Raw genomic sequence first — 23,652 nt, 5'->3', positions numbered from 1 at the left:
CTGCTGTGGGAAGCGTCGTTCCTCGACTCTACCAGTTGCTCAAACCCGACCACATCGTGCTCGATCTGGAAGTGACCAGCAAAAAACGGTTGTTTGAGCAAATTGGGATACTTTTCGAAAATCATGACCAGTTATCGCGCAGTCAGGTCTTCGACGCTTTGTTCAATCGTGAAAAATTGGGCTCCACGGGGTTGGGGCATGGATTTGCTCTGCCCCATGGACGCATGAAAGGGGTACGAGACACTTTCGCAGCGTTTCTGCGCCTGTCAACGGAAATTCCTTTTGAGGCACCGGATGGTCAACCCGTGCGCATGGCCTTTGTGTTGCTGGTTCCAGAACATGCCAACGAGGTGCATTTACGTCTCCTGGGAGAAATTTCCGAACTCTTCAGCGATGAATCCCTGCGCCAACACTTATTGTCAGTCACAGACCCCTTGGCTGTGATTCAGGCGCTTTCTCAACCCCATGCCTTCGGTTAGCGTTCAACGCCTCTTTACGGACAATCGGGAAAGACTCGACCTGTGCTGGTTGGCGGGGCAGCAAGGGTCTCTCCGGGTGGTTACCGTCGGTGCTCTGAGTGATTCCACCGCAGGGCTGATCGCCCATCTCAATTTGACACATCCCCATCGTTTTCAAGTCCTGGGTGCCCATGAAATGGCTTATTTGCAGAGTCTGGACGAGGGAGCGCTGGCGACGGCCTGGGAGGGCATCTTTTCTTCCGAATTGGTGGCTATTTTTCTCAGCGAAGGGTGTGTGCTGTTGCCTGCCCTGGCTGAAAGAGCAGAACAACGAAGTATCCCCGTCATGGGGGCGAGTGTGGACAGTACTTCGGTCATCAATCAGATACGGCATTACCTCAGTCAGGAGTTGGCGGAACAGGAAAGCCTCCACGGCGTTTTCATGGTGATTCTTGAAGTTGGGGTGTTGATTACCGGGGATTCGGGGGTAGGAAAAAGCGAATTGGCCCTTGAGTTGATTACCCGTGGAAACGGACTGGTGGCCGATGATGTGGTGGAGTTCTACCGTATTACTCCAGACACCCTTCAGGGGCGCTGCCCTCCTCTGTTGAGAGATTTTCTTGAAGTTCGTGGACTGGGATTATTGAATATCCGTTCCATATTTGGGGAAACGGCGGTTCGACCCCGTAAAAATTTGAAATTGATCGTGCATCTCGAGCGTCCCTCCAGTGGTGATCTGAATACCTGTGAACGACTTCCCATGGGACGTCAGACCCAATCCATACTGGGGGTGGCCATTCCCCGGGTGGTTTTGCCCGTGGCGGTGGGGAGAAATCTGGCGGTATTGGTGGAAGCCGCCACGCGCAATTTCATTCTGGAACAGCGGGGGATCAACAGTACCCAGGAGTTTATCGATCGCCAGCAACAATTCATGCGGGAATCCTGCGCTCAGGGGGATTCCCATGAATTTTAGTGAACCGGGGGTGGTTACGTCCAAAGTGGTATTGATCAGCGGATTGTCAGGGTCAGGAAAATCAGTGGCTCTGCGTGCTTTGGAAGACGCCGGTTACTTTGCCATGGATAATTTCCCTCTCTCCTTTCTGGTTTTCGTATTACAGGAACTGGTGGCGCGGGGAGAGCGTCAGATTGCCCTGACCCTCGACGTGCGTGGTGGGAATGCCCTGAATAACCTGCCTGAGGCGCTTCACACCTTGCGTGACAATGGGTTGGATGTTCGGTTGCTCTATCTGGAGGCCAGCGACCAGGACCTGATCCGACGTTTTTCGGAAACCCGTCGTCCCCATCCCCTGGCCCTCCATCAGCATTCCCTTGCAGAATGCATTGCCCTTGAACGGAACCTGCTGTCGGGGGTGGCAGATCTGGCTCGTCGTTTCGATACGACGCATATCACACCCAATACCCTGCGGGCCTGGGTGCGTGATTTCGTTGATCTGGACCCAGCCCGTCTCACCCTTTTTTTTCAGTCCTTCGGGTTCAAGTTCGGCATTCCGCTCGATGCTGATTTCGTTTTTGATCTGCGTTGTATTCCCAATCCGTTTTATGATCCCCACCTCCGTCCATTGACGGGACAGGATCCTGCGGTGATCAAGTTCCTTGAAAATCTGCCCATTGCGCAACGCATGTTCACGGATTTACAAACTTTCGTGACTTCCTGGATGCCTGATTTCATCAAAGACAATCGCGCGGCCCTGACGGTTTCCCTGGGTTGTACAGGAGGACAGCACCGCTCGGTCTATTTTGCCGAGAAGTTGACCCGCTATTTCTCTCAGTATCAGTGTACCCGGGTCATTCACCGGGAACTGGATCGGGAGGGAGGGGACAAGCGAAAGGCGGTAAGCAATCCACTCTAAGCGGTTTTCAGATATTCCAAAAACTGGGTTGTCTGAATGGGGCGAGAGAAGAAGTACCCTTGGCCAATCTGGCAACCATACCGGGCCAGGGTGGTGGCCTGAATTTGGGTTTCGACGCCCTCTGCAACCACTTCCATACCCAGATCTCGAGTCAGACCGATAATGGCACGAACCAGGGTTCCATCCGTGAGATTGTCAATAAAATCCCGAACAAAGGAGCGATCGATTTTCAATGAGGAAAAAGGCAATTTCTGGAGAAGAGACAAACTCGAGTATCCTGTGCCAAAATCGTCCAGAGAAATCGATATGCCGCATTTGACGACTTCATGGGCGGTTTTCCAGGTTTTTTCCTGCATCAGTGCGGTTTCCGTGATTTCCATGGTAAGTCGTTGGGGGAGGATGGAGAAACTGGCCAAACTTTCTTCGATCTGAGCGATCAATGAGTCGGACTCCAGCAATTGACGAGGGGAAGCATTGAAACTGATTTCGATCGGCGGGACACCCATGAGATCCCATTGGTGGAGAAGTCGGCAGACCTCATGAATGACCCAGTTCCCGATCCCGATGATGAGATCGGAGCGTTCGGCGTAGGTGATGAACATATCGGGGGCCAAGAGCCCGCGGACCGGGTGATTCCAGCGGATCAGCGCTTCAGCACCACAGACGGCGCCGGTTGCGAGATTTATTTTTGGCTGGAAGTATAATTCGAATTCCTTGCGTTCCAAGGCTTCGCGCAACTCCGTTTCCAACTGCCAGTATTCCATGCCTTCCCGTTCCAATACATCAGAAAACAGGGAAAAATGGTTTTTCCCCAGAGATTTAGCCTGATACATGGCCATGTCCGCACGTCGTAGCAGTACATCATATTCCAGGCCATGGTCAGGAAAAGTGCTGATGCCGATACTGCAAGAGGTATGGAGACGAAGCCCCTCCAGCAGGAATTCCTGGGCAATGGCATGGCAAATCTTGTCTGCTACCGCAGTGGCCGAATTTTCCTGACTATGGTGCAGAAGAATCACAAATTCATCTCCGCCCAGCCGGGCCACCGTATCGTAGTCCCTGACCGTTTGAGTCAGACGCAGGGCCACTTCCTTGAGCAGACTGTCCCCAACGGAGTGACCCCGTACATCATTGATGGTTTTGAAATTGTCCAGATCGATCAGCAGGATACAAAACGAATTTATCTGTTCCGACGGCATTCTCCGGGTCAGGGCGTTTTCAATCGCGCACTGAAACAGGAAACGATTGCCCAGGCCGGTAAGTTGATCGCGGGAGCCCTGAATCTCCAGACGGGTTTGAAGTTGGACGCGATCGTCGATATCCCAGAATACGAAAACCAACTGACTGGGAACATGATGTTCAGAATCATGCAGAAAAGCCACCGTTTGGTGGTACCAACGCAGTTGTTGGCCGGTAAGATCCCGCAACTGAACATCGGATCCCCGAGCTTCCAGAATCATGTGCTCCAACCCCTTCAAAATGGCATTGTGGCCACTCGGAGTATTGGCATGGAGTACGTCGGCATAGAATTCGGTGAAGCGTCGTCCGAGGATGAGTTCAGGGGTCTGAGCCCCCAGAATGTGAGCCATGCGCTGATTGGCTTCAAGGATCTTGGTACTGTGGGGTTCACAGAAGGCAATTCCGATGCCGGTTTGTTCAAAGACCAATTGAAAACGAAAAGATTGGGTCTGGATTTGTCGCGTCAGTTTCTGGTGCATCGTCATGTCGTGAAGGAGGGTGACGACCCCGTCCAACTGGTTGTTTTCCGTGAGGATGGGCGCTGCCCGGCTCTCCACCGGAATGACTGCTCCCGCAGGGGTATGCAACAGATGTACTGCACCGGATGAGGCGCGCTGACGATTCTGAATGACTTGGAGCAGCAAATCAGGCACAGGCGCGAGGTGTTCGTCGGTCATTTGGACCTGTTTTTGAAAAGAAATCTTCTTGAGTTTTTCCTGGGAACATTCCAGTAGCACTTCTGCCGCACGGTTGACAAAACGGATACGGCATTCGGAGTCGGTCACGATGATGGCATCATCGATGGAATCCACGATGACAGCGGCTCGTCGTCCCTTGAGTTCGGTGCTTTGTGCCAACTGGATGAGACGCATGAAGGCCAGGATGATCAGGAGTTCGAGACTGACAAAATACTTTCCCCAGAGATGCCACCAATGATTTTCGCCATTTCCCGAGCGATCCAGTTCATCCACCTGGTGACTGGCATATTCCGAAATTTGTCCCGCCAACTTCTGTAGAGAATTTGCCAAGGGGCGATCCAGGCCGCGCACCTGTTTATCCACCGAGCGAAAAGAAAGGGGATCATGGGCGTTGAGATGGGACAGGGCGGTCCGGTAGGAGAGGTAAAGGGCACGGTGAGAAATGGAAATTTGCAAAAATTCAGCAACTTCGGGTATCTGTTCTTCCTGTGCCAGGATCTGGGCGGCATCCAGCAATTCTTGCGTGGTTTGCTGGGCCTGGGTAAAGTCCGTCAAGCATTTCTGGCGCAAGGTTGGGTCATATTGACGCAGAAGAATATTTTTCCACTCGTGGATTTCACGTTGAAAACTGACCTGACCTTCCTCTGTGAGTTCTTCGAGGGCAAGTAGACGGGAGACGCGGGTTTTGATTTCTTCCTGATTCTGTGACCGACTCTCATTCATCCAATTGATCAGCATCATGAAGGACAGAATCCAGGCGGTAAGGATCAAGCCAACCATGATGCGAACGTCCCGTGCGCGCTGGATGGCTTCTTTCATGGGGTTTGGAGGAAGGATCTCATGGGATTATTCTACACACTCTGTTTCTTTTGTGAACAGCGTTGCCAAGGTTCGGTAAAGTTCCAAATGACTTTCAACAGGTCAGGACGGCGTTCGCCAAAAAACGTTTTCTTCCCTATTAAATATTAAATTAATGTAAAAGATAATAGTAAATATAATTAACTTTAATTAATTTATCAAATCTTCCACAATACAACTCAACCAGCGGAACTCATGTGTAACGGTTCCAATCGCGTTTGTCAACTATCCTACGAGGAGAGCAAGTATGGCCGTTAAAAAATATGAGGCCGGTGTAAAAGAATATCGGCAGACCTATTGGGCGCCTGAATATGTGCCGCTAGACTCGGACATTCTGGCCTGTTTCAAGATTACCCCGCAACCTGGCGTGGATCGCGAGGAAGCCGCGGCAGCCGTTGCAGCCGAATCTTCCACCGGTACCTGGACCACGGTGTGGACCGATTTGCTGACGGACATGGACTATTACAAGGGGCGTGCCTACCGCATCGAGGATGTACCCGGCGACGATACCAGTTTCTATGCCTTCGTGGCCTACCCCATCGATCTGTTCGAAGAAGGTTCCGTGGTGAACGTGTTCACCTCCCTGGTTGGTAACGTATTCGGCTTCAAGGCTATTCGCGCTCTGCGCCTGGAAGATGTGCGCTTCCCTCTCGCTTATGTCAAGACCTGTAATGGACCGCCCCATGGTATTCAGGTCGAACGCGACAAAATGAACAAGTACGGTCGCCCGTTATTGGGCTGCACCATCAAGCCCAAATTGGGTCTGTCGGCCAAGAACTATGGTCGCGCCGTGTACGAATGCTTGCGTGGCGGCCTGGACTTTACAAAAGATGATGAGAACGTCAATTCTCAGCCCTTCATGCGTTGGCGCGACCGCTTCCTGTTTGTTCAGGATGCCATCGAAAATGCCCAGGCTGAAACCGGCGAACGCAAGGGCCACTACCTGAACGTGACTGCCCCGTCTCCCGAGGAAATGTATGAGCGTGCCGAGTTTGCCAAGGAGATTGGCTCACCTATTATCATGCATGACTTTCTGACCGGCGGCTTTACCGCCAATACTGGCTTGGCGCGCTGGTGCCGCAAGAACGGCATGCTGCTGCACATTCACCGTGCCATGCACGCTGTGCTCGACCGCAATCCGCACCACGGTATCCATTTCCGCGTGCTGGCCAAGGCGCTGCGCCTGTCCGGCGGCGACCATCTGCACTCCGGCACCGTGGTAGGCAAGTTGGAAGGCGACCGCGGCGCAACCTTGGGCTGGGTGGACTTGATGCGGGAATCCTACATTCCCGAAGACCGCTCGCGCGGCATCATGTTCGACCAGGATTGGGGCTCCATGCCGGGTGTATTCCCCGTCGCTTCCGGCGGTATTCACGTCTGGCATATGCCCGCGCTGGTCAACATCTTTGGCGACGACTCAGTGTTACAGTTTGGCGGCGGTACCCTGGGCCATCCGTGGGGCAATGCCGCCGGTGCTGCTGCCAACCGCGTTGCGCTGGAAGCGTGTGTCGAGGCGCGTAACGAAGGGCGCGAATTGGAGCGTGAAGGCAAGGAAATTCTCACTAACGCCGCCAAGGACAGCCCGGAACTCAAGATCGCCATGGAAACCTGGAAAGAGATCAAGTTCGAATTCGACACCGTGGACAAACTGGACGTGGTGAATCGTTAACCTTGGGGTCGGAACTCCATGGAGCATAACCGAAAACTCTCGCAGCGCGTGGCCGGACGGCCCGCCAAGCGTTAAAGGAAAGGAAAGAAAAGAAAATGGCTGACATTCAAGATTACAACTCAACCCCCAAGTACGAAACTTTCTCGTATTTGCCGGCGATGTCGCCGGAAAAAATGCGCCGTCAGATTGCCTACATCGTGAGTCAGGGCTGGAACCCCGGCATTGAGCACGTGGAACCGACGCGCGCATTCAACTACTACTGGTACATGTGGAAACTGCCCATGTTCGGGGAGCAATCGGTGGATACCATCATCTCCGAATTGGAGGCTTGCCATCGCGCTCACCCCAACCACCACGTGCGCCTGATTGGATATGACAACTACTCGCAGAGCCAGGGCAGTTCCTTTGTGGTGTTCCGCGGACGGTAATCGGGGGTTGGGCGATCCGGCACAGGCCCCCCAAGGGCCTATTGAAACTGGAAGGATAAAAGCATGAGCGATTCCAAGACTGAAAATAAGGGTTTTGCGCCCAACGGCGCGAGTGGACGCATGCTCTCGCGTGCTCGTCGTCAGGCGATGTCGCAGAGCGGCAAGGCAAGTTTGGGGCAGGTACGCAAGGCAGTGCCTACCATCGCGCCGGTACGCGTGCAAAGCGTGGAATCGGCTGCGCCTCAACCAGAGCCATTGAAGAACGATAGCCATGCCTCAAGCGACTGCGGTTGTATGCATGCCGTTGAGCAGAAAACGCTGGACGCAGTTTGCGCCCTGGTAGAAGCAGAGCCGCCAACCACCTTGGGACTGACTTCTTCCAGAGTGCGTCAATTGTGCCAGGAGCGGCGGCGAGCACTCTCCAGCCAAGGGAAGGCGGCTATGAAATCTGCGGGAATGAATGCTGCCGCGACGCGTCATGTGAGCAGCAACAAGACTGTGGGGGCTGTCGGATTGAGCGGGCGTACCGCTGCACGGGCGCGCCGTGAGGAAATGTGTGTTAACGGTCGAGGCAATGATCCGGCGTGTCGTCCTTCCGGAAGAGTGCGTTCTCCGGCGGTTCCGGTCAAGGTCGAGATCGGCACTACCTTGAGCGGCAACTTGGTCACCGGCACCCAGGTCGAGCGTAGCAGCAAGGTGACCGGGGTTGAATCGGGCAGTTGCCGAGGAATTACCGGTACCGAATACATTGGTGCCGAACAGTATGGAAAGTTATGTGCATCCGTTCCACCAGCCCCACCTGCCAAGGTCAGCGTCAGCAACACCAGCCGGAATCAGCGTGTGAGCGGTGTGGAACTTGGTCGCAGTGCTAGGGTAACCGGAGATGAACATGGTGCCTGCAAGGCAGTGACCGGTACCGAATATCTGGGCGCGGAGCAATTCGAATCTTTCTGTGCCACCAAGCCGGTAAGTGCGCCAGCCAAAGTGGGGGTAGCCATTACCAGGGCAGGTTTGAACGTGAGCGGAACCGAAGTCGGGCGTAGCGTAAAGGTGACGGGAGACGAATCCGGTGCCTGCAACAGCAAACTCACCGGCAGTCAGTATGCTCAGGATCTGTCTGTCAGCATGTGTCAAGGCAGCGGCGTGCCGCACAAGGTGAGTGTGATGAGCACGGTACGCGAGCGCCCGGTGACCGGTACCGATGTGGCAGTGAGCGCGTCGGTCACCGGCAGCGAGTACGGCGCATGCAGCAGCGTGACCGGGACCGAGTACGTCGGGCTGCAGCAATATCAGGCATGTAACCGTGAACCGGTGTTGACGCCGGAAAAAGTTGCGCTATCGCGTACTTGGCGCGACCAGCCGATTTCCGGAACGATGATGGAACACAACCCAAAAGTTACTGGCGATGAATATGGTGGTTGTCAGCCGATTTCAGGTACCGAATACATGGGCCCGGATCAGTATACGGCGTTTTGCGACGCGGATCGCCAAGCCGCATCGCGCGCTCTGATGGCAAGCCGCGGCGCCCGGGCGGGCATAGCGCTGAGCGGAACACTCGTAGAATCGGGAGGCAGGATGACAGGCGCGGAACGTGGAGAAAGTCAGGTTTTGAGCGGCACGCCTTATTCCGGCCCATATCAGCGAGTGTCGCAGCGAGGTATCAATAGCAACCCGCATCCGCTAACGTTTGGACCTGCAAATGTTTCGTATGAGGCAGAGTCCGCGCCGCAGGCGGTTACGGAGCAAAGCAGTTTCAGCATCGTCACCCCGGCACGCAAAGCTCAGGACAGCAGGCTGAGTCGCATTACCGGCAACATCTCCGGCGCACAAGGCCGTATCACCGGGCCAGTGAATTTGGCCGCCGGACTGGTTTCTGGCACACCAGAGTTTCGCTATCGGGATGATGCATACGGCGTTGCACTGATTGCGATGGAGCAACCACAGGTGCCTGAAGCTCAGCGCAGCCGCCTCACTGGAGATGGGCGCGAAGGAGGCTTCGCCATCACTGGCGCAGGTTGGCGGCGTAATGAAAGTATTACTGGCACCGAAGGGACCTCTGCCACGCGACGCAACCCAACCCTGCGCGGCAATCAGCGCAGCATGGCGATGCAAGTTCCTGCGATAAAGGATCGCGAGCATTTGCAAGTGCCGCCCAGCAAAGTTACCGGCAGTAGCGGTAACGCCGCTACCGGGTCCACCATCACCTATTCTGGCGGCGCCCGAGGCTAACCCAAATGAATACTCGCAACCGCCCTGGGCGTCATACCAGCCCGCAGTTTGCAGCAAGCCGCCCGCCCTACGGGTTGGGGACGCCTAACGGCGCTCTCCAGGGGCGGCAGCCGGAGACGCTTGCGGCTTCCTTGGCACTGGAGTCCAATCCGGGGTGTGCTATGCAGGGCGGACGTTTGTGCAGCCACCCGTTGACGAACCAAATGGAGAATCGGCGCTTACTGGCGTATGAGAAAACCATCAAGGAGCGCTTTGCCAATATTATCCCGGTCTTGAAGCGCATTGCCGGTTTGCAGCATGCAGCGGAGTTTGTTGCGCAGGCGCAAGCCATCGCGAACCAGGAACTTGGCTTTGACTTGCCGTCGCGCATCCTTGCGGATGCGTGGGTAACCGGTCTGGATATGCGCGCCTTGTATGGCGAAACTGTGATGCGCACATTGCGCTTGCTGGCTGAGCAGGCCCGCACGAGCAATCCGCCGGAGGCGGTGGACGTAGATGAAGCGGTGTCATTCATGTTGGATTGCGGCTACCACGCGGTGGATATCTCGCCTTGCTCGGACGGGCGTTTGAAGGGCTTGGTGCGCTACATCCTGCGCTTGCCCACTGGAGCAGTGCGCAGCAGCAAGTCCTATGCCGGGGCGATGTTCGACGTGGAAGCCAATGTGAAACGCTGGATAGAAACCGAGTTGATGCGTTTTCGCGAGGGTCGCCCGGTGACTCCCGATGCAGGGACGCGTTACCTGAAAATGGTGGTGTACCACACCAGCAGTTCCGATCCTGCACACGAAGGCTGTGCTGCCCACGGCAGCAATGAGGTTCGGGCAGCGGAGAAAGGACTGGAGCGGTTGCGCGAGTTCCGCCAAGCGATCGAGAACAGTTTTTGCTGTGGTGCTTCGGTGGATACCTTGCTGATCGGTGTGGATACCGCCACTGATGCGATCAAAGTGCATGTGCCTGATGCAGATGGAGAAATGAGTTTGTATCGCGCGGTGGATAATCTTGCACTGTATGAACAGACCGTCAATGACGACGGGAATACTGCCCGGCTCAAGGTCTATCAGGCGATTCAGGCGGCCAGCGCCCAAGGTGGTGGCTGGGGTCGCGGTAACGGCGAGCCGCATGAAGGCATGCGGCGCTTGATTGCGACACTGTTGATCAATAACTTGTCGCAGATCGAGTATGTATGCGGCAACTGGGGCGGACGTTACCCGGATATCGGACATAACGAGCGCTTTATCAGCGTGGGTGACGGCTTTGAAGAATTTCAGTTGCGCAACTTGGCTTACTTCGCCCATTTGCACACCGTGGAAGAAGGCGCGCCCGATATGGATGTGGGGATCAATATTTTCAAGAAGCTCAACGTCAGTCATGGCTTGCCGATCCCGCTGGCGATTCACTTTCGCTACGACAGTCGCGTACCGGGTTGCCGCGAGCGCACGGTAGAGCGGTGCCAGCGGGTCCAAGCGGCGCTCGAATTGCGCTACGGCGAATTGGCCAGGCAAGGCCTGCTGGCATGCGGCATGACGGTACAGGACAAACGGCCCGGCAGCCCGATCGAGTCGATAGAAGCGAACGGCGCTTAAGGTTTTGCGGAGAACATAATGAAAATTTGTCAGGTGGAAAAGACTCTGGTTTCGACTAACCGGATCAAGGAGATGGGGCATCGCCCGCTGCTGGTGGTGAAAGAAAAAGGCGGGTCACGCAGCATAGCAGTGGACGCAGTGGGTTGTATCCCCGGAGACTGGGTGATTTGCGTGGGTTCTTCCGCCGCACGTGAAGCTGCGGGGAGCAAGGATTTTCCCAGCGACCTTACCATCGTCGGCATCATCGACCATTGGGCGGAAGATTGAAATGGAAATTATGGAAGTAATTTCCGACCTGGTTTCCACACGTCGCATTCCTGGCTTGTACAGTATTTCGCTCAGGGTGCTACGCGATGCCAAAGGCCGGCTCAATGTGGCGGCCGACCCGGTGGGCGTACCACCGGGCAAATGGGTGATTACCGTGAGCGGTTCAGCGGCGCGCTACGCCACGGGTGATTACAAGATTCTTACCGATTTGACCATCGGCGGCATTATCGATGGTTGGGACCCCGGCACTGGCCAAACCGGTAAGTAAACATTTTTTTAACGCAAAAGGAGTACTGAAAATGGCAAACGTAAGCGGTATTGCATTGGGCATGATCGAAACACGGGGCCTGGTGCCAGCGATTGAAGCGGCGGATGCGATGACCAAGGCGGCGGAAGTGCGCTTGGTGGGACGTCAGTTCGTCGGTGGCGGTTATGTCACCGTGCTGGTGCGTGGCGAAACCGGTGCGGTGAACGCGGCAGTGCGCGCCGGTGCAGATGCGTGCGAACGGGTGGGAGATGGGCTGGTCGCGGCACACATCATTGCGCGCGTGCATAACGAGGTGGAAAACATTCTGCCGAATCAGCCTGAAGCATGAAGAGTTTTGTCTTAACAACTTGACGAAAAAAGGGAATATATCATGGCAAACATAGTGAGCGGTATTGCATTGGGCATGATCGAAACGCGCGGCCTAGTGCCGGCGATTGAAGCGGCGGATGCGATGACCAAGGCGGCGGAAGTGCGCCTAGTGGGACGCCAGTTCGTCGGTGGCGGTTATGTCACCGTGCTGGTGCGTGGCGAAACCGGTGCGGTGAACGCGGCAGTGCGCGCCGGTGCAGATGCGTGCGAACGGGTGGGAGATGGGCTCGTCGCGGCACACATCATTGCGCGCGTGCATAACGAGGTGGAAAACATTCTGCCAACGAGCCCGGATACGGGCCTGGGTGGACGTGACGGGGATCTCAGTCAGGCTATCGCTTAAGTGGAAAAGGCGTGAGCATGTATACAGACCCGCGTTTGAGTGGCTATTTGTCACGTGCGCTCAGCCACGAACTGGCGGCTGTGCAGCAATATCTGATGCAGGCCAAGTTGACCGGCCTGTGGGGTTTATCTGCACAGAGTGCGCAATTTCGCCGGGATGTGAACGAGGAACTGGTGCACGCCGAGCGCTTGATGGAACGTATGTTGATTTTGGGTATTCCTTGTAATGCGACCCAATTGCCACCCATTCGCCTAGGTAGAACGCTGGCGGAAATGCTTCAAATCGATCGCGGGCTTGAGATCGAAGCGATCCGGCTTTATGAAGAAGCAGCGTTCTATTGCGCTAGGCGCCAGGATGGGGAAACGCAAGCGCTGATGCGTGCCTTGATGGAAGATGAGTTGGGACATCTCAAGGAATTGGATCAGCAATTGTCTGAGTTAAAAGGAGAGTGAGATCATGGCGCAAGCTAGGGAAGAAGACACGGATATCGCCACGCCAGCAGCGTACAAACCGGTATTGAACCAGCGCTTTGATTTTGGCAACTACGTCGAGACAAGGCGCTTTCTGGATCAACTGGCAAAATTGTCCAGGCGCGAGGACTACTATCCGAATTTGAGCTTCGGCAAAACTTACGTCGTCGTTAGCATTGATGCAGAGGGTCTAGCCACGCTGGACAGGCGAGTATCCGCTTTCACCAGCGAGATGGAGACGCTGGCGGCCGCATCGGGCAAGGTCTAGCAGGCTGGTATGGGGGCAGCAATGGCTGACAGGATCATTGCGGTAATCAACCAGAAGGGCGGCACCGGCAAGACCACTCTGGCTCTGAATCTGGCGGCGGGTCTGGCGTTGCGCGGCTCGACCCACCTGGTGGATGCCGATCCCCAACGCTCAGTCAGCCAGTGGGTCGGGATGGGTGCCGAGTGTGCCTGCCTGCCGCCGGTGTTGGTAATTGGCAGTGACCCTGTCACCACCCTTGCCAAACTGGCACGCAGTCACCGCTACGTGGTGGTGGACTGCCCTCCCGCTGTGCAAGGGCCGATCATCGAAGCCGTGATGGCCTCAGCCGACCTTGTGCTGATCCCGGTGCTGCCCTCGCCGATTGACCTGTGGGCGAGCGTGGACATGGTAACGTTGGTGAGTCGGGCCCAACAGAAAAATCGGGCCTTACAAGCCTGCCTTGTTCTGAATCAGGTGGAGACTCGCAATGCTCTGTCTCGCGCCATGCATGAAGCAGTGGCGGAATTCGATATGCCGGCATTGCAAGCTGGTATGCAGCGGCGCGCGGCCTACCGTAGCGCCGCAGTGGAAGGGACGAGCGTCTATGGTTTGGGCAAGCGCGCCCAGACCGCCGTGGCGGATATCGAAGCGATCATTGAGGAGGTCTTATGTCTGTGAAGAAAATGGGATCAAGACTTGTACAAGGCGTACGCCAGGTCAAGGTTCAGCAAAACGGGGTGCAGCCAGACATGGATCCAGCAAGCGTTCCGGTCATGCCGGTCGCCAAAATGAAGTCGGCGCGTGTCGCAGTCAAGCCTGTATCCGCCAAGGCCGGCGAGTCGAGTGTATTGCACCCGAATCGGGTCTGGCCAGACTGAGAGATATTTCGTAATTCTGATCTACCTCGCCTGTCGTCAGTTACCCACTAATAAGGAGCCACCATGAATGGCGTGATCGACCAGTACCGTATAGAACAAGAGCCCTATTACCATACCGTTGCCGACGAAGTTGATCTGTACGAAGCTGCCTATGGCGTGCGCATGCCGATGATGCTGAAAGGTCCGACAGGATGCGGCAAGACCCGTTTCGTCGAATACATGGCATGGAAGTTGGGAAAGCCACTGATCACCGTAGCCTGCAACGAGGACATGACTGCTTCAGACCTTGTCGGGCGCTTTTTGCTGGATGTGAGCGGAACCCGCTGGCAGGACGGGCCGTTGGCAATCGCGGCTCGATACGGGGCAATCTGCTATCTGGATGAAGTCGTAGAGGCCAGACAGGACACTACAGTGGTGATTCATCCCCTGACGGACAACAGGAGGGTATTGCCTTTGGAGAAGAAGGGAGAGCTCATTCATGCTCATCCCGATTTCCAGTTGGTGATTTCCTATAATCCGGGCTATCAGAGCCTGATGAAAGACCTGAAGCAGTCCACTAAGCAGCGCTTCGGTGCGCTCGACTTCAATTATCCCGAGCACGCGGTCGAGATGGAGATCGTCTCGCACGAGACGGGGGTACCCAGAGAAGTTTCCGACAAGTTGGTATCCATTGCCGAGCGCGCCAGAAACCTCAAGGGTCACGGCCTGGACGAAGGGATATCGACCCGGATGCTGGTGTATGCAGGCAGCCTGATCGCCAAGGGGGTCGATCCCCAGAACGCCTGCCGCGTCGCATTGGTTCGTCCGATTACCGACGACCCCGACATGCGCGATGCGCTTGACGCGGCAGTGACGACTTTCTTCTAGACACTAGCCATACAACGGAATTTACCGGAGCAGCAAGATGGCCATAGAACTCGAAAAATATCAGGATATATTGGACGAACTCGGCGAGCATGCCAGCGAAGTATTGCGTGCATCCTGGGGAGAAGCGGCTCGGGTGTTCAGTCCGCGAGGTCTGGAAGCTTATCTGCACGGCGCAACCGGTCTGAAATCGTTGGGCCGTGGCACCGATCTGGTGTTGTCCTTTATCCAGAGCGCGCCAGCGGTAACGCGCGAACTGGGCGAGGACGCGGTGAGTGATTTGCTCGCAGCCGCCATCAAAATGTATTCCAAGACCAGTGCCACCGTGATCTCTCTGGTTTTTTCCTCCAGCCCAATCGCCGCCTCTCGGTTGGGCGACCCGGAACTATTCCGGGGCTACCTGCACCTGATTGATACCCTGCTCGCCCAGGCACCGCGCGGCGTCCGTCCGATGCTGGATCACCTAGGCACCCTGCTTGGGCAACTGACTCTCGGTGGTTTGCGCCGTTGGGCGCTCTGGGGCGCCCAGGCGCACAAAACCGATTTCGATGCCCAGATCAGATACTTCGGTTTGGAGAGCCCGGAATCCCTGGGCGTGCTGCAAAAGGAACGCAGGGGCACCTTGTTCATCGACGTGCAACGGCGCATCGGCATGTACCTGCGCGCCTTGTGGGGACGGGATTTCTTCATGCGCCCAACCAGCGGCGACTTCGAGCAGCGCGAAGGCTACCGGCCCTATATTGAGGGCTACATCATCCACTTGCCCGACGCCTATGATGACCTTGCCCTTCCTTCAAGCAAGATCGATGGTGTGGAACTTTATCGGGCAGCCTGCGCCCATGCCGCCGCACATCAGATGTATACCAAAGAACCTCTTTCCGCCGAAGCACTCACGCCTTTGCAAATGACGGTTATCGGCACCATTGAAGACGCGCGCGTGGAGCAACTGGCGATCAATAGTTTCCCCGGCCTTGCACCTTTGTGGCAAAAACTTCACCACGCCACGCCCGACCAGAACGCGAGCATCGGTGATTATCTCAACCGCATCGCACGCGCGTTGCTGGACCCAGGCTACGCAGACCCAGATCCGTTGATTGCTAAGGTGAGAATGCTATTTGCCGAGCAACTGAACCAACTTGCGAGCAATCATCTCGCGTGGGACATAGGCGTGACGCTTGCCCACGACCTGGTGCAAATGCGGTTACCCTTCGTGCATACCAATATGCTGAGCGCGCCCTATCGCGACGACAATCGCTATCTGTGGGATTTCGACGAGGTATCGGACTTTGCACAGATGGCCCCGTGGCAGGAAAAGCAGGTGCGCAAGCATGTCAGCCTCATGGAGTTCGCCAATGAGGTCGAGGTCGAGAACGCAGGTGACGATGCGCAGGAAATCTGGGTATTATCCAGCGAACTTTTCCCCTATGAAGATCTTGGCAAGAGTTACAACGAGTTGGAAGGTAAGGAACCCCCTCCCCAGCCTTACCACTATGCAGAGTGGGACTACCAGATGCAACTGGAGCGTCCGGATTGGTGCACAGTGTTGGAAAAGCGCCCAATACCCGGCGAAGTGGAGGTCATTGACGACATTGTGGTCAAGTATAAATCCATCATCGGCAGGCTCAAGTATCTGATCGAAGCCATGCAACCGCAGGGTGTTCAACGCCTGCGCAAGCAGGAGGACGGAGATGAGATCGACCTGAATGCTGCGGTGCGCGCCATGATCGAAATGCGCATGGGAGAGCAGCCCGACCCGCGCGTCATGATGCGTAACGTGCGCAAGGTGCGCGATCTTTCAGTGCTGTTGTTGATCGACCTGTCCGAATCCACCAACGATCTCGTGCTGGGTTCGAACAACACGGTTCTGCAGTTGGCGCGCGAAGCCACGGTGCTGCTGGCCAATGCCCTAGACAAAATTGGCGACCCCTTCGCCATCCACGGCTTCGATTCCAATGGCCGGCACGACGTGGAGTATTTTCGCTTCAAGGATTTTGACATGCCCTACAACGACTTGGCTAAGTCCCGTCTGGCGGGCATGCGCGGCCAACTATCCACGCGCATGGGCGCGGCGATGCGCCATGCCGGTTCGATTTTAAAGCGCCGACCCAGCAGCAGGAAGTTGCTGCTGGTGGTTACCGATGGCGAACCTGCTGACAATGACATGCGCGATCCGCAATACCTGCGCTTCGATGCCAAGAAAGCGGTGGAAGAGTTGACTCGATCTGGCATCACCACCTACTGCCTGAGTCTCGATCCCAGAGCCGACCAGTATGTGTCGCGCATTTTCGGTGCGAAGAACTACATGGTGGTGGACCACGTGCAAAGGCTGCCCGAAAAGTTGCCGCTCTTGTACATGGGTCTCACGCGATGAAGAACATGCTGGACAGTTCCAACAGCCTGGTGGTGGCGCACTCGTTGCACTGGATGAAGTGGTTAGGTGGTGCTTGATCCATGCTTTCGACCGGAAAAATGTTCTCCAATGTGCAGGAGGCTGCGGAGGTTTTGCGTGGAGGCGGGCTCGTAGCCTTTCCCACTGAGACCGTTTACGGCCTCGGGGCGGACGCTGAAAATCCTGCAGCCGTAGCCCGCATCTTCGCGGTAAAGGGCAGACCAGCCGACCATCCGTTGATCGTTCACGTCGCGACCCCCGACCAGATCGTTCACTGGGCCAGGGAAATCCCACCCATGGCTTGGCACCTCGCACGGCGCTACTGGCCGGGGCCGCTCACACTGATCCTGCGTCGCGCCAGTTGTGTACCCGATATCGTCACCGGCGGCCAAGACACAGTGGGACTGCGTGTTCCCGATCATCCACTCGCCCTGGCACTGCTCAAGGTCTTTGGCGGTGGAATTGCTGCTCCTTCAGCCAACCGCTTTGGCCGGGTGAGCCCCACTACCGCAGCGCACGTTCGAGAAGAACTTGGGGATGCCATGGACTTGATCCTGGACGGTGGACCCTGCCGCGTAGGCATCGAGTCCACCATCCTCGATTTGAGCGGGCATCAGCCTCGGCTGCTGCGTCCTGGCGCGATCACTCTTGCCGAGATCGAAGCCGTCCTCAAGCAACCAATCGCCCAACCGGGAAACGAAGCGCCGCGGGTGCCGGGCATGCTGCGCTCTCATTACGCCCCGAAAACCCCCGTCTGCCTGATTCCGCCCGCGTATCTGGAAGCCGAAGTGCGGTGGCACCTCGGGCAAGGGCAGCGCGTTGCGGTTTTGTCCAGGATTGCTCTCCTTTTGCCCGATGCCTGTCTCTGGAAGGGCATGCCGGACTACCCGGCGGGATGGGCACGCGAACTATACGCGCGGCTGCGTGCCCTGGATGTTCAATGTTTCGACTACATTCTGATCGAGGCACCACCCATCGGGGCGGACTGGCGGGCGGTGCGCGACCGGTTGGAGCGCGCTGCTTCGGCGCATCATGTTTCTTCCCTAAGGTCAAGTCGTGGCATTTCGGCGCCGTTTGGAGAAGTGGGTGACCATTCGGTTAATTGAACATAGTCAACCGCTTACCCAGAACCCATGATCCATTTTGAGAAATTCATCATATGGAATGTAATGTGACCCTTCGCAGGAGAACGTCAAGCCCACTATGCCGTTGAAAATGTTGAGTGTACCGGAGCGCAGGTATAACATTTCATTCATGAACCGCAGTGCCCTCAGGTTATCCAGCACGGCACGGATCTGCTGGGCAGGTACCAGCGCATCGGTGGGGTACGGCCGCTTGGGATACGCCATGCAACTGTCCGGATCAGCCAGCATATCCATGGGCAACACACGATAACGATAGGGATCATCCATCACCCAGACAATGGCCTGACTGCTGGAGAAATGTAGAATCACATGATATACGCCGTGGTCGAGGATCAACTCTTCCACTACGCTGAGGACCGTATCCAGATGCCTGTCCATCACACTTTTCGAACGAGTCTGGTTAGACACCGTAACGAGAATTGAGGGGTCGCCAACGAACTGGCGCCAGTGACGGGGTTCTTCATAGAGTTGGTGCGTCTGCGGCAAATCACGCAAGGCAAAATCGGCACCTATAAAACCGAGCACAATTCCATTGGCATTGCGCACAAATTGAATGGCAGTCAACGAAGGTCGTAGCGCCCGCAGGCTGATATAGGCTTCGCACAACAGGAAATCGGTGGCCTGAACTCCTTCACGCAGGTAAGGCCACTGTTGGTAATGCTGTTCACGGTTTTTATCAAAAAACCCTGTGGCCAGCAGCGCTTCTCTCATGTAGGGCCGGTCTGACCGATCCCGTCCGAAATGTTCCACCACCAACCCATCGCTGCTTATGTTGGAAGTGATCTGCACCGCCTTCGTATCAAGCACATACAGGAATTTGCAGAAAGGCACAGAGGAAAACGCTTCGCTCAATACGGCCTCCATCTTCGCGCGATCACTCCAGACTTGGCTACATGCTTCCGCCAATTGGTGCAATGGTTCGTACAGTAATTCTGTGAGCATTTCACGCTGCTGAACGATGCTTTTATATAAAGATTCCTTGGGTTGGTTCATAGGAGCATCCTCCAGGTTGTTGATTGAAGAAACGAGTGCCGCAGAGTATTCTGGTCAAGTGCCAATACCAATAGAGGTGAGGTAACTTTTGATAAATCTTGTGGAATGCTGGGCAACTGTGAAAATTATGCACAATTTAATGATTTAGTAAAAGTTAATTATGTTTACAATTGTGTTTTACTTTGGTTTAATATAAATCATGCCTATCCGTCATGCTACCTTGCACCAGTTCAAGATCTTCTATGCCGTGGCCCGGCACATGAGTTTTGCCCGCGCTGCCGAGGAACTTCACCTGACGCCGCCAGCCCTGTCCATACAGGTCAGGCAACTCGCCGAGGCCGTTGGTCAGCCCCTTTTCGATCAGATCGGCAAGAAGATTTATCTTACCCAGGCAGGAACTGTACTGACAGTGGCCTGTCAAGATATGTTCGACCGACTGGAGCGTGTCGCTCAGGAACTGGCCGCGATCCAGGGAATAGAGAAGGGTAGTCTGAAACTCGCCACCCTCGCCACTGCCAAATACTTCATTCCCCGCCTGTTGGGGGACTTCTGCGCAAAGCATCCTGGTATCGATGCTGCTCTATTCGTCGGTAACCGGGAGGTCTTGCTGGAACGGCTCGCGCGCAACCAGGACGATCTCTACATCCTGGGACAGCCGCCAGCCCACATGAACGTCGCCGCAGAACCTTTTGCTGACAATCCTCTGGTGATAGTGGTCCGGGCTGACCATCCTCTGGTACCGGAAGAGAAGATCGCTCCATCAAGCCTGAGGGACGTTCCATTCATCCTGCGCGAGCCGGGTTCGGGAACACGCCTGGCCACCGAGGAGTTTTTCGAGCGGCATGGTATCGCTCTCAAGGCGCGCATGGAGTTTGGTAGTAACGAGGCCATCAAGCAAGTAGTGGCCAGTGGTTTGGGCATGGCTGTGCTATCCGCCAGCACGATAAGCGCGGAACTTGCCAGCGGGGATCTGGCGGTGCTCGACGTGTGCGGCTTTCCTCTGGAACGAAAGTGGTACGCAGTTTATCCTGCGGGAAAGCAACTTACCCTGACCACCAAGACATTCATGGAATACTTGTTCGCTGCCGCGCACCGGCTTGACAGGCTCCACATGCCCTAGCAGTCCCGCCGGGCGCAAGAAGCGGCAGCCGCCACGAGTCGTCACCTGAGCGTCCGAGGTGTGTGCCGGGTATTATGGAGTTGGCGCATCAATCAGTTACGGCCCCCTTGCTCGCCGAGGACACCAGTTTGGCGTATTTTGCCAACACGCCGCACGTGTAGCGAGGCGCAGGCGGCAGCCAAGCAACGCGGCGGCGCGCGATTTCTTCGTCAGGCAGATTGAGTTGCAGCAAGTTCTGTCCTGCGTCGATGGTAATCGAGTCCCCTTCGTTGACCAGTGCAATCGTGCCGCCCATTGCGGCTTCTGGCGCGACATGCCCGACTACCATGCCGTAGGTGCCGCCTGAAAATCGCCCGTCGGTGATGAGACCGACCGAATTCCCCAAGCCTTCACCGACAAGGGTGGAGGTAGGCGAAAGCATTTCTCGCATGCCGGGCCCGCCCTTGGGGCCTTCGTAGCGAATAACCACAATATCGCCGGGTTTGATTTTCTGCGCCAGGATCGCTGTCATGCAAGACTCCTCTGACTCAAATACGCGTGCCGGGCCGGTGATCTTAACCAGTTTGAAACCGGTGATTTTCGCTACCGCGCCTTCTGGCGCGAGATTGCCCTTCAGGATGGCAAGGTGTCCTTGCGCATACATGGGATTATCCCACGGTCGAATCACATCCTGATCCTCTCCAGGCTCCGCTGATACATCCTTTAAAATTTCCGCAATGGTCTGACCGGTGATAGTCAGCGCATCACCGTGCAACACGCCGTGTGCGAGCAATATCTTCATCACCTGTGGAATGCCGCCCGCCCGGTGCAGATCGGTGGCGACATAACGGCCCGACGGTTTTATATCGCACAATACCGGCACGCGCGCACGTATGGTCTCGAAGTCATCAATCGTGAGCGGCACCTGTGCGGCGTGCGCAATGGCGAGCAGATGCAACACTGCATTGGTGGAGCCACCCACGGCCATGGCCACTGCAATGGCGTTTTCAAAGGACTGGCGCGTCAATATCTGGCGCGGCAGGATTTGTTTCCTGATCGCATTCACCAAAATTTTTGCAGATTGCTCCGTGCTCACGGCCTTTTCTTCGCCCTCGTTCGTCATGGTGGAGGAGTACGGCAGGCTCATGCCCATGGCATCGAAGATGGAAGACATGGTGTTGGCGGTAAACATGCCGCCACAGGAACCCGCACCAGGGCAGGCACGTCGTTCGATTTCCAGCAGTTCCTGTTCGTCAATTTTATGCGCGGTGTACTGGCCGACCGCCTCAAAGGCACTTATGATGGTGAGATCATGGCCCTTGTAATGCCCTGGCTTGATGGTGCCGCCGTAGACAAATATCGCCGGGATATTCAGACGCGCGATAGCGATCATCGCGCCCGGCATGTTCTTGTCGCAGCCGCCGATGGCGAGCACGCCGTCCAGGCTCTGGCCGTTGCACACCGTTTCAATGGAATCGGCGATCACTTCGCGCGACACCAGAGAATATTTCATCCCCTCGGTGCCCATCGAAATGCCGTCGGAAATGGTGATGGTGCCAAACGTTTGCGGCATTGCACCGGCCGCTTTGAGGGCAACTTCCGCGCGCACGGCCAATGCACCGATGCCCATATTGCAGGGTGTAATGGTGCTGTGCGCGTTCGCCACACCGACGATGGGTTTTGTGAAGTCATTATCACTAAACCCAACCGCGCGCAGCAGGGCGCGGTTGGGCGAGCGCTGTACGCCCTGGGTGACAATTTTGCTTCTTCGGTTGTCGGTCATCATGATTCTCCTAAGAATTCAAGCTACAGCAAAGTCTGGTCATTTTGTCGTCAATGGTGCAATCGTTCGTTCTGCAAGGACAACTCGCCTGTGACCGGGTCGTAATAGATCGGCTGCTCGATCCGAAGCGGGTAACGGGTATTGAGTCGTTTGATTTCGGCGCGAACCTGTTTCTTTGATGTATCGTGGGCGAAGGCGGGTGAATAGCGGCCGATACTCTCGCTGTCGCCTCGCGTAAACGCGAACAGCGCATCGAACACCCTATCGTGGGATAGTTCCACGCCAGCCTTTGTTTCCATGCACATCGGCTCGATCGACGCGACCGACCAGACCCCCCACAAGGAAAAAGTTTCCCGCACCGCCAGCATGACGACATCGTTGGTGGATAACCGCAGTTCCATCTCCTGCGGGAGTTCGGTAACTGCGTGCTCATCAATCCAAGCTCCCAGGAGCCGTCCGTCGGCGAATGAACCGCTTTGGCGATTGCGACAAAACGCGAAAAATTCTTCCACCTGCCTGCAGGAGCGGGCAAGATCATCCGTGGTGCGTACGAAAAGAAGCAGGTTTGTTACTCGACCGATCTGCGCTTCATTGGAATTGATTTTCATGGCACGTCCATTTTATAAATTTCACGGGTTGCAGAAGTCGCAGCGGCCCGCCTGCGCCACTTTCTCCGGGCGCTCTGCCGTCACTTGGTGGTGGCACCTGACGCAACGGTGGATGTCGGCTCGGGCTTCTTGGGTTGGGGTGCCGCAATATTCACAGGGCAGGCCAGGGATGTGCTCGGCCAGTTGAAAGCCGGGGGCGTTGCAGATGGGACAGAGTGTGCAAAGTTTGCGTGTGAGGTCTCGGGCGGCTTGGCCGATCTTCTCCATGCGCGCGGGATTGGCATCGGCGCGCACGTCGGTTTCGATGAATACCTGCCCGTTGGTCGATTCTGCGAGCGCCCAAGGAAAGACGGCCTCAAGTTCCGCCCAAGCAGAAATTCCCTTGCGAATACGCGGGTCCTCTTCGCCTTGCGGGCGCACCACCAGATGGTGCTCGGGGAATCCGGCCTGGCGTGCGAATTCCTCGGCATCCTCCCATTTTGCGGTGAGCCGATGAGAGAAACTGGCTGGTCCCGAGGCTACACCGACCACCTCGATGCCCAGCGTATCATCGATCCAGACGATCATCTCCATGTTCCAGGAGAACATCCCGGTGAAGGGATCAGGCCCGAAACTCCCCTCGCTCGCCAGTCCCAGCGGAAGGCCGGACAGTTCCATGCCAATGCGCGCCTTCTTGCGCGCCGCTTCCAGTTGAGTACCTGGACGTGGAATCTCGCGGGTGAAGGTGCCCAGGGTATCAGTATCGAAGCCGCTTACCCGCTCGACCCGACAAGCCAGGGCAATATCCAGCACCGGCGCGATCACCCGTTCCTTGCCATGCTGGGTGAGCAGGGCCGCAGTTGAGCCGTTGTAGACGGATTTTCCTGAACTCATGACTTTCCCATCCTGCACGGTGA

At 56.1% G+C, this 23,652-nt stretch carries 24 protein-coding genes; 19 read left to right on the top strand and 5 right to left on the bottom strand.

Going from position 1 to position 23,652, the window contains the following annotated elements; translation table 11 throughout:
• Positions 1-5: 5 nt before the first annotated feature.
• The 3 genes from HO274_RS07845 to rapZ are packed head-to-tail and all read left to right on the top strand — an operon-like array spanning position 6 to position 2,329.
• Positions 6-479 carry a PTS sugar transporter subunit IIA gene (locus HO274_RS07845; protein WP_031596534.1) on the top strand — a complete coding sequence of 158 codons (474 nt, stop codon included), beginning with the start codon at positions 6-8 and terminating at the stop codon, positions 477-479.
• Positions 466-1,431 carry an HPr(Ser) kinase/phosphatase gene (gene hprK, locus HO274_RS07840; RefSeq protein WP_273118469.1) on the top strand — a complete coding sequence of 322 codons (966 nt, stop codon included), beginning with the start codon at positions 466-468 and terminating at the stop codon, positions 1,429-1,431. The genes HO274_RS07845 and hprK overlap by 14 nt, the downstream gene beginning before the upstream one ends.
• On the top strand, positions 1,421-2,329 hold the full coding sequence (gene rapZ, locus HO274_RS07835; protein ID WP_051862107.1) for an RNase adapter RapZ: 909 nt from the start codon (positions 1,421-1,423) through the stop codon (positions 2,327-2,329). The genes hprK and rapZ overlap by 11 nt, the downstream gene beginning before the upstream one ends.
• Here rapZ and HO274_RS07830 read toward each other — a convergent pair.
• On the bottom strand, positions 2,326-5,085 hold the full coding sequence (locus HO274_RS07830; protein WP_273118464.1) for an EAL domain-containing protein: 2,760 nt from the start codon (positions 5,083-5,085) through the stop codon (positions 2,326-2,328). The two genes, rapZ and HO274_RS07830, sit on opposite strands and share 4 nt — an antisense overlap.
• A 286-nt stretch (positions 5,086-5,371) precedes the next feature.
• On the opposite strand from HO274_RS07830, the gene HO274_RS07825 reads away from it, so the two are divergent.
• The 15 genes from HO274_RS07825 (at position 5,372) to HO274_RS07755 (ending at position 18,234) form a co-directional block, all read left to right on the top strand.
• Complete coding sequence (locus HO274_RS07825; protein WP_273118461.1) at positions 5,372-6,793, top strand: form I ribulose bisphosphate carboxylase large subunit; 1,422 nt, start codon at positions 5,372-5,374, stop codon at positions 6,791-6,793.
• A 95-nt stretch (positions 6,794-6,888) separates the two neighbouring features.
• Positions 6,889-7,221: a ribulose bisphosphate carboxylase small subunit gene (locus tag HO274_RS07820; RefSeq protein WP_031596524.1), complete on the top strand. Its 333-nt coding sequence runs from the start codon at positions 6,889-6,891 to the stop codon at positions 7,219-7,221.
• A 63-nt stretch (positions 7,222-7,284) separates the two neighbouring features.
• The gene (locus HO274_RS07815) at positions 7,285-9,450 is read left to right on the top strand and encodes an alpha-carboxysome scaffolding protein CsoS2 (RefSeq protein WP_273118455.1); all 2,166 of its coding nucleotides are present in this window, start codon (positions 7,285-7,287) and stop codon (positions 9,448-9,450) included.
• A 5-nt stretch (positions 9,451-9,455) separates the two neighbouring features.
• Positions 9,456-11,033, top strand: coding sequence for a carboxysome shell carbonic anhydrase (locus tag HO274_RS07810; RefSeq protein WP_273118453.1), 1,578 nt, complete (start codon positions 9,456-9,458; stop codon positions 11,031-11,033).
• A gap of 18 nt (positions 11,034-11,051) precedes the next feature.
• The gene (locus tag HO274_RS07805) at positions 11,052-11,300 is read left to right on the top strand and encodes an alpha-carboxysome shell vertex protein CsoS4 (RefSeq protein WP_031596519.1); all 249 of its coding nucleotides are present in this window, start codon (positions 11,052-11,054) and stop codon (positions 11,298-11,300) included.
• Between the two features lies 1 nt (position 11,301).
• Positions 11,302-11,568 (top strand): carboxysome peptide B, encoded by a 267-nt coding sequence (locus HO274_RS07800; RefSeq protein ID WP_420537354.1) that lies wholly within the window; start codon positions 11,302-11,304, stop codon positions 11,566-11,568.
• A 31-nt stretch (positions 11,569-11,599) separates the two neighbouring features.
• Positions 11,600-11,896: an alpha-carboxysome major shell protein CsoS1 gene (locus tag HO274_RS07795; protein ID WP_031596516.1), complete on the top strand. Its 297-nt coding sequence runs from the start codon at positions 11,600-11,602 to the stop codon at positions 11,894-11,896.
• A 42-nt stretch (positions 11,897-11,938) separates the two neighbouring features.
• The gene (locus tag HO274_RS07790; protein ID WP_031596514.1) at positions 11,939-12,280 is read left to right on the top strand and encodes an alpha-carboxysome major shell protein CsoS1; all 342 of its coding nucleotides are present in this window, start codon (positions 11,939-11,941) and stop codon (positions 12,278-12,280) included.
• 17 nt (positions 12,281-12,297) lie between these two features.
• A complete protein-coding gene (locus HO274_RS07785) occupies positions 12,298-12,732 on the top strand; it encodes a ferritin-like domain-containing protein (RefSeq protein WP_273122287.1) in 435 nt (144 codons plus the stop codon).
• 4 nt (positions 12,733-12,736) lie between these two features.
• Positions 12,737-13,018, top strand: a complete 282-nt coding sequence (locus HO274_RS07780) for a hypothetical protein (protein WP_273118448.1) — start codon at positions 12,737-12,739, stop codon at positions 13,016-13,018.
• A 21-nt stretch (positions 13,019-13,039) separates the two neighbouring features.
• Complete coding sequence (parA, locus tag HO274_RS07775) at positions 13,040-13,675, top strand: ParA family partition ATPase (protein WP_273118446.1); 636 nt, start codon at positions 13,040-13,042, stop codon at positions 13,673-13,675.
• The gene (locus HO274_RS07770) at positions 13,666-13,875 is read left to right on the top strand and encodes a hypothetical protein (RefSeq protein WP_273118444.1); all 210 of its coding nucleotides are present in this window, start codon (positions 13,666-13,668) and stop codon (positions 13,873-13,875) included. The genes parA and HO274_RS07770 overlap by 10 nt, the downstream gene beginning before the upstream one ends.
• 63 nt (positions 13,876-13,938) lie before the next feature.
• Positions 13,939-14,742, top strand: coding sequence for a CbbQ/NirQ/NorQ/GpvN family protein (locus HO274_RS07765; RefSeq protein WP_273118442.1), 804 nt, complete (start codon positions 13,939-13,941; stop codon positions 14,740-14,742).
• A 37-nt stretch (positions 14,743-14,779) separates the two neighbouring features.
• Complete coding sequence (locus HO274_RS07760; RefSeq protein WP_273118440.1) at positions 14,780-17,110, top strand: nitric oxide reductase activation protein NorD; 2,331 nt, start codon at positions 14,780-14,782, stop codon at positions 17,108-17,110.
• An 80-nt stretch (positions 17,111-17,190) separates the two neighbouring features.
• Complete coding sequence (locus tag HO274_RS07755; RefSeq protein WP_273118437.1) at positions 17,191-18,234, top strand: L-threonylcarbamoyladenylate synthase; 1,044 nt, start codon at positions 17,191-17,193, stop codon at positions 18,232-18,234.
• Positions 18,235-18,240: 6 nt separating this feature from the next.
• On the opposite strand, the gene HO274_RS07750 is transcribed toward HO274_RS07755, so the two are convergent.
• Positions 18,241-19,266, bottom strand: a complete 1,026-nt coding sequence (locus HO274_RS07750; RefSeq protein WP_273118433.1) for a hypothetical protein — start codon at positions 19,264-19,266, stop codon at positions 18,241-18,243.
• Positions 19,267-19,465: 199 nt separating this feature from the next.
• On the opposite strand from HO274_RS07750, the gene HO274_RS07745 reads away from it, so the two are divergent.
• Complete coding sequence (locus tag HO274_RS07745; RefSeq protein WP_031596505.1) at positions 19,466-20,386, top strand: LysR family transcriptional regulator; 921 nt, start codon at positions 19,466-19,468, stop codon at positions 20,384-20,386.
• An 88-nt stretch (positions 20,387-20,474) separates the two neighbouring features.
• On the opposite strand, the gene ilvD is transcribed toward HO274_RS07745, so the two are convergent.
• Genes ilvD through HO274_RS07730 form a run of 3 tightly spaced genes read right to left on the bottom strand, consistent with a single transcriptional unit; the run spans position 20,475 to position 23,629 of the window.
• Positions 20,475-22,148 (bottom strand): dihydroxy-acid dehydratase, encoded by a 1,674-nt coding sequence (gene ilvD, locus HO274_RS07740; protein ID WP_420537402.1) that lies wholly within the window; start codon positions 22,146-22,148, stop codon positions 20,475-20,477.
• Positions 22,149-22,198: 50 nt separating this feature from the next.
• Positions 22,199-22,756, bottom strand: a complete 558-nt coding sequence (locus HO274_RS07735) for a hypothetical protein (RefSeq protein ID WP_273118424.1) — start codon at positions 22,754-22,756, stop codon at positions 22,199-22,201.
• A gap of 21 nt (positions 22,757-22,777) precedes the next feature.
• A complete protein-coding gene (locus tag HO274_RS07730) occupies positions 22,778-23,629 on the bottom strand; it encodes a DUF6671 family protein (RefSeq protein WP_420537401.1) in 852 nt (283 codons plus the stop codon).
• Positions 23,630-23,652: the final 23 nt, after the last annotated feature.

Source organism: Ferrovum myxofaciens, from assembly GCF_013181415.1.
Taxonomy (GTDB): Bacteria; Pseudomonadota; Gammaproteobacteria; order Burkholderiales; family Ferrovaceae; genus Ferrovum; species Ferrovum myxofaciens.
This window is presented reverse-complemented; position numbering and strand designations above follow the sequence as displayed.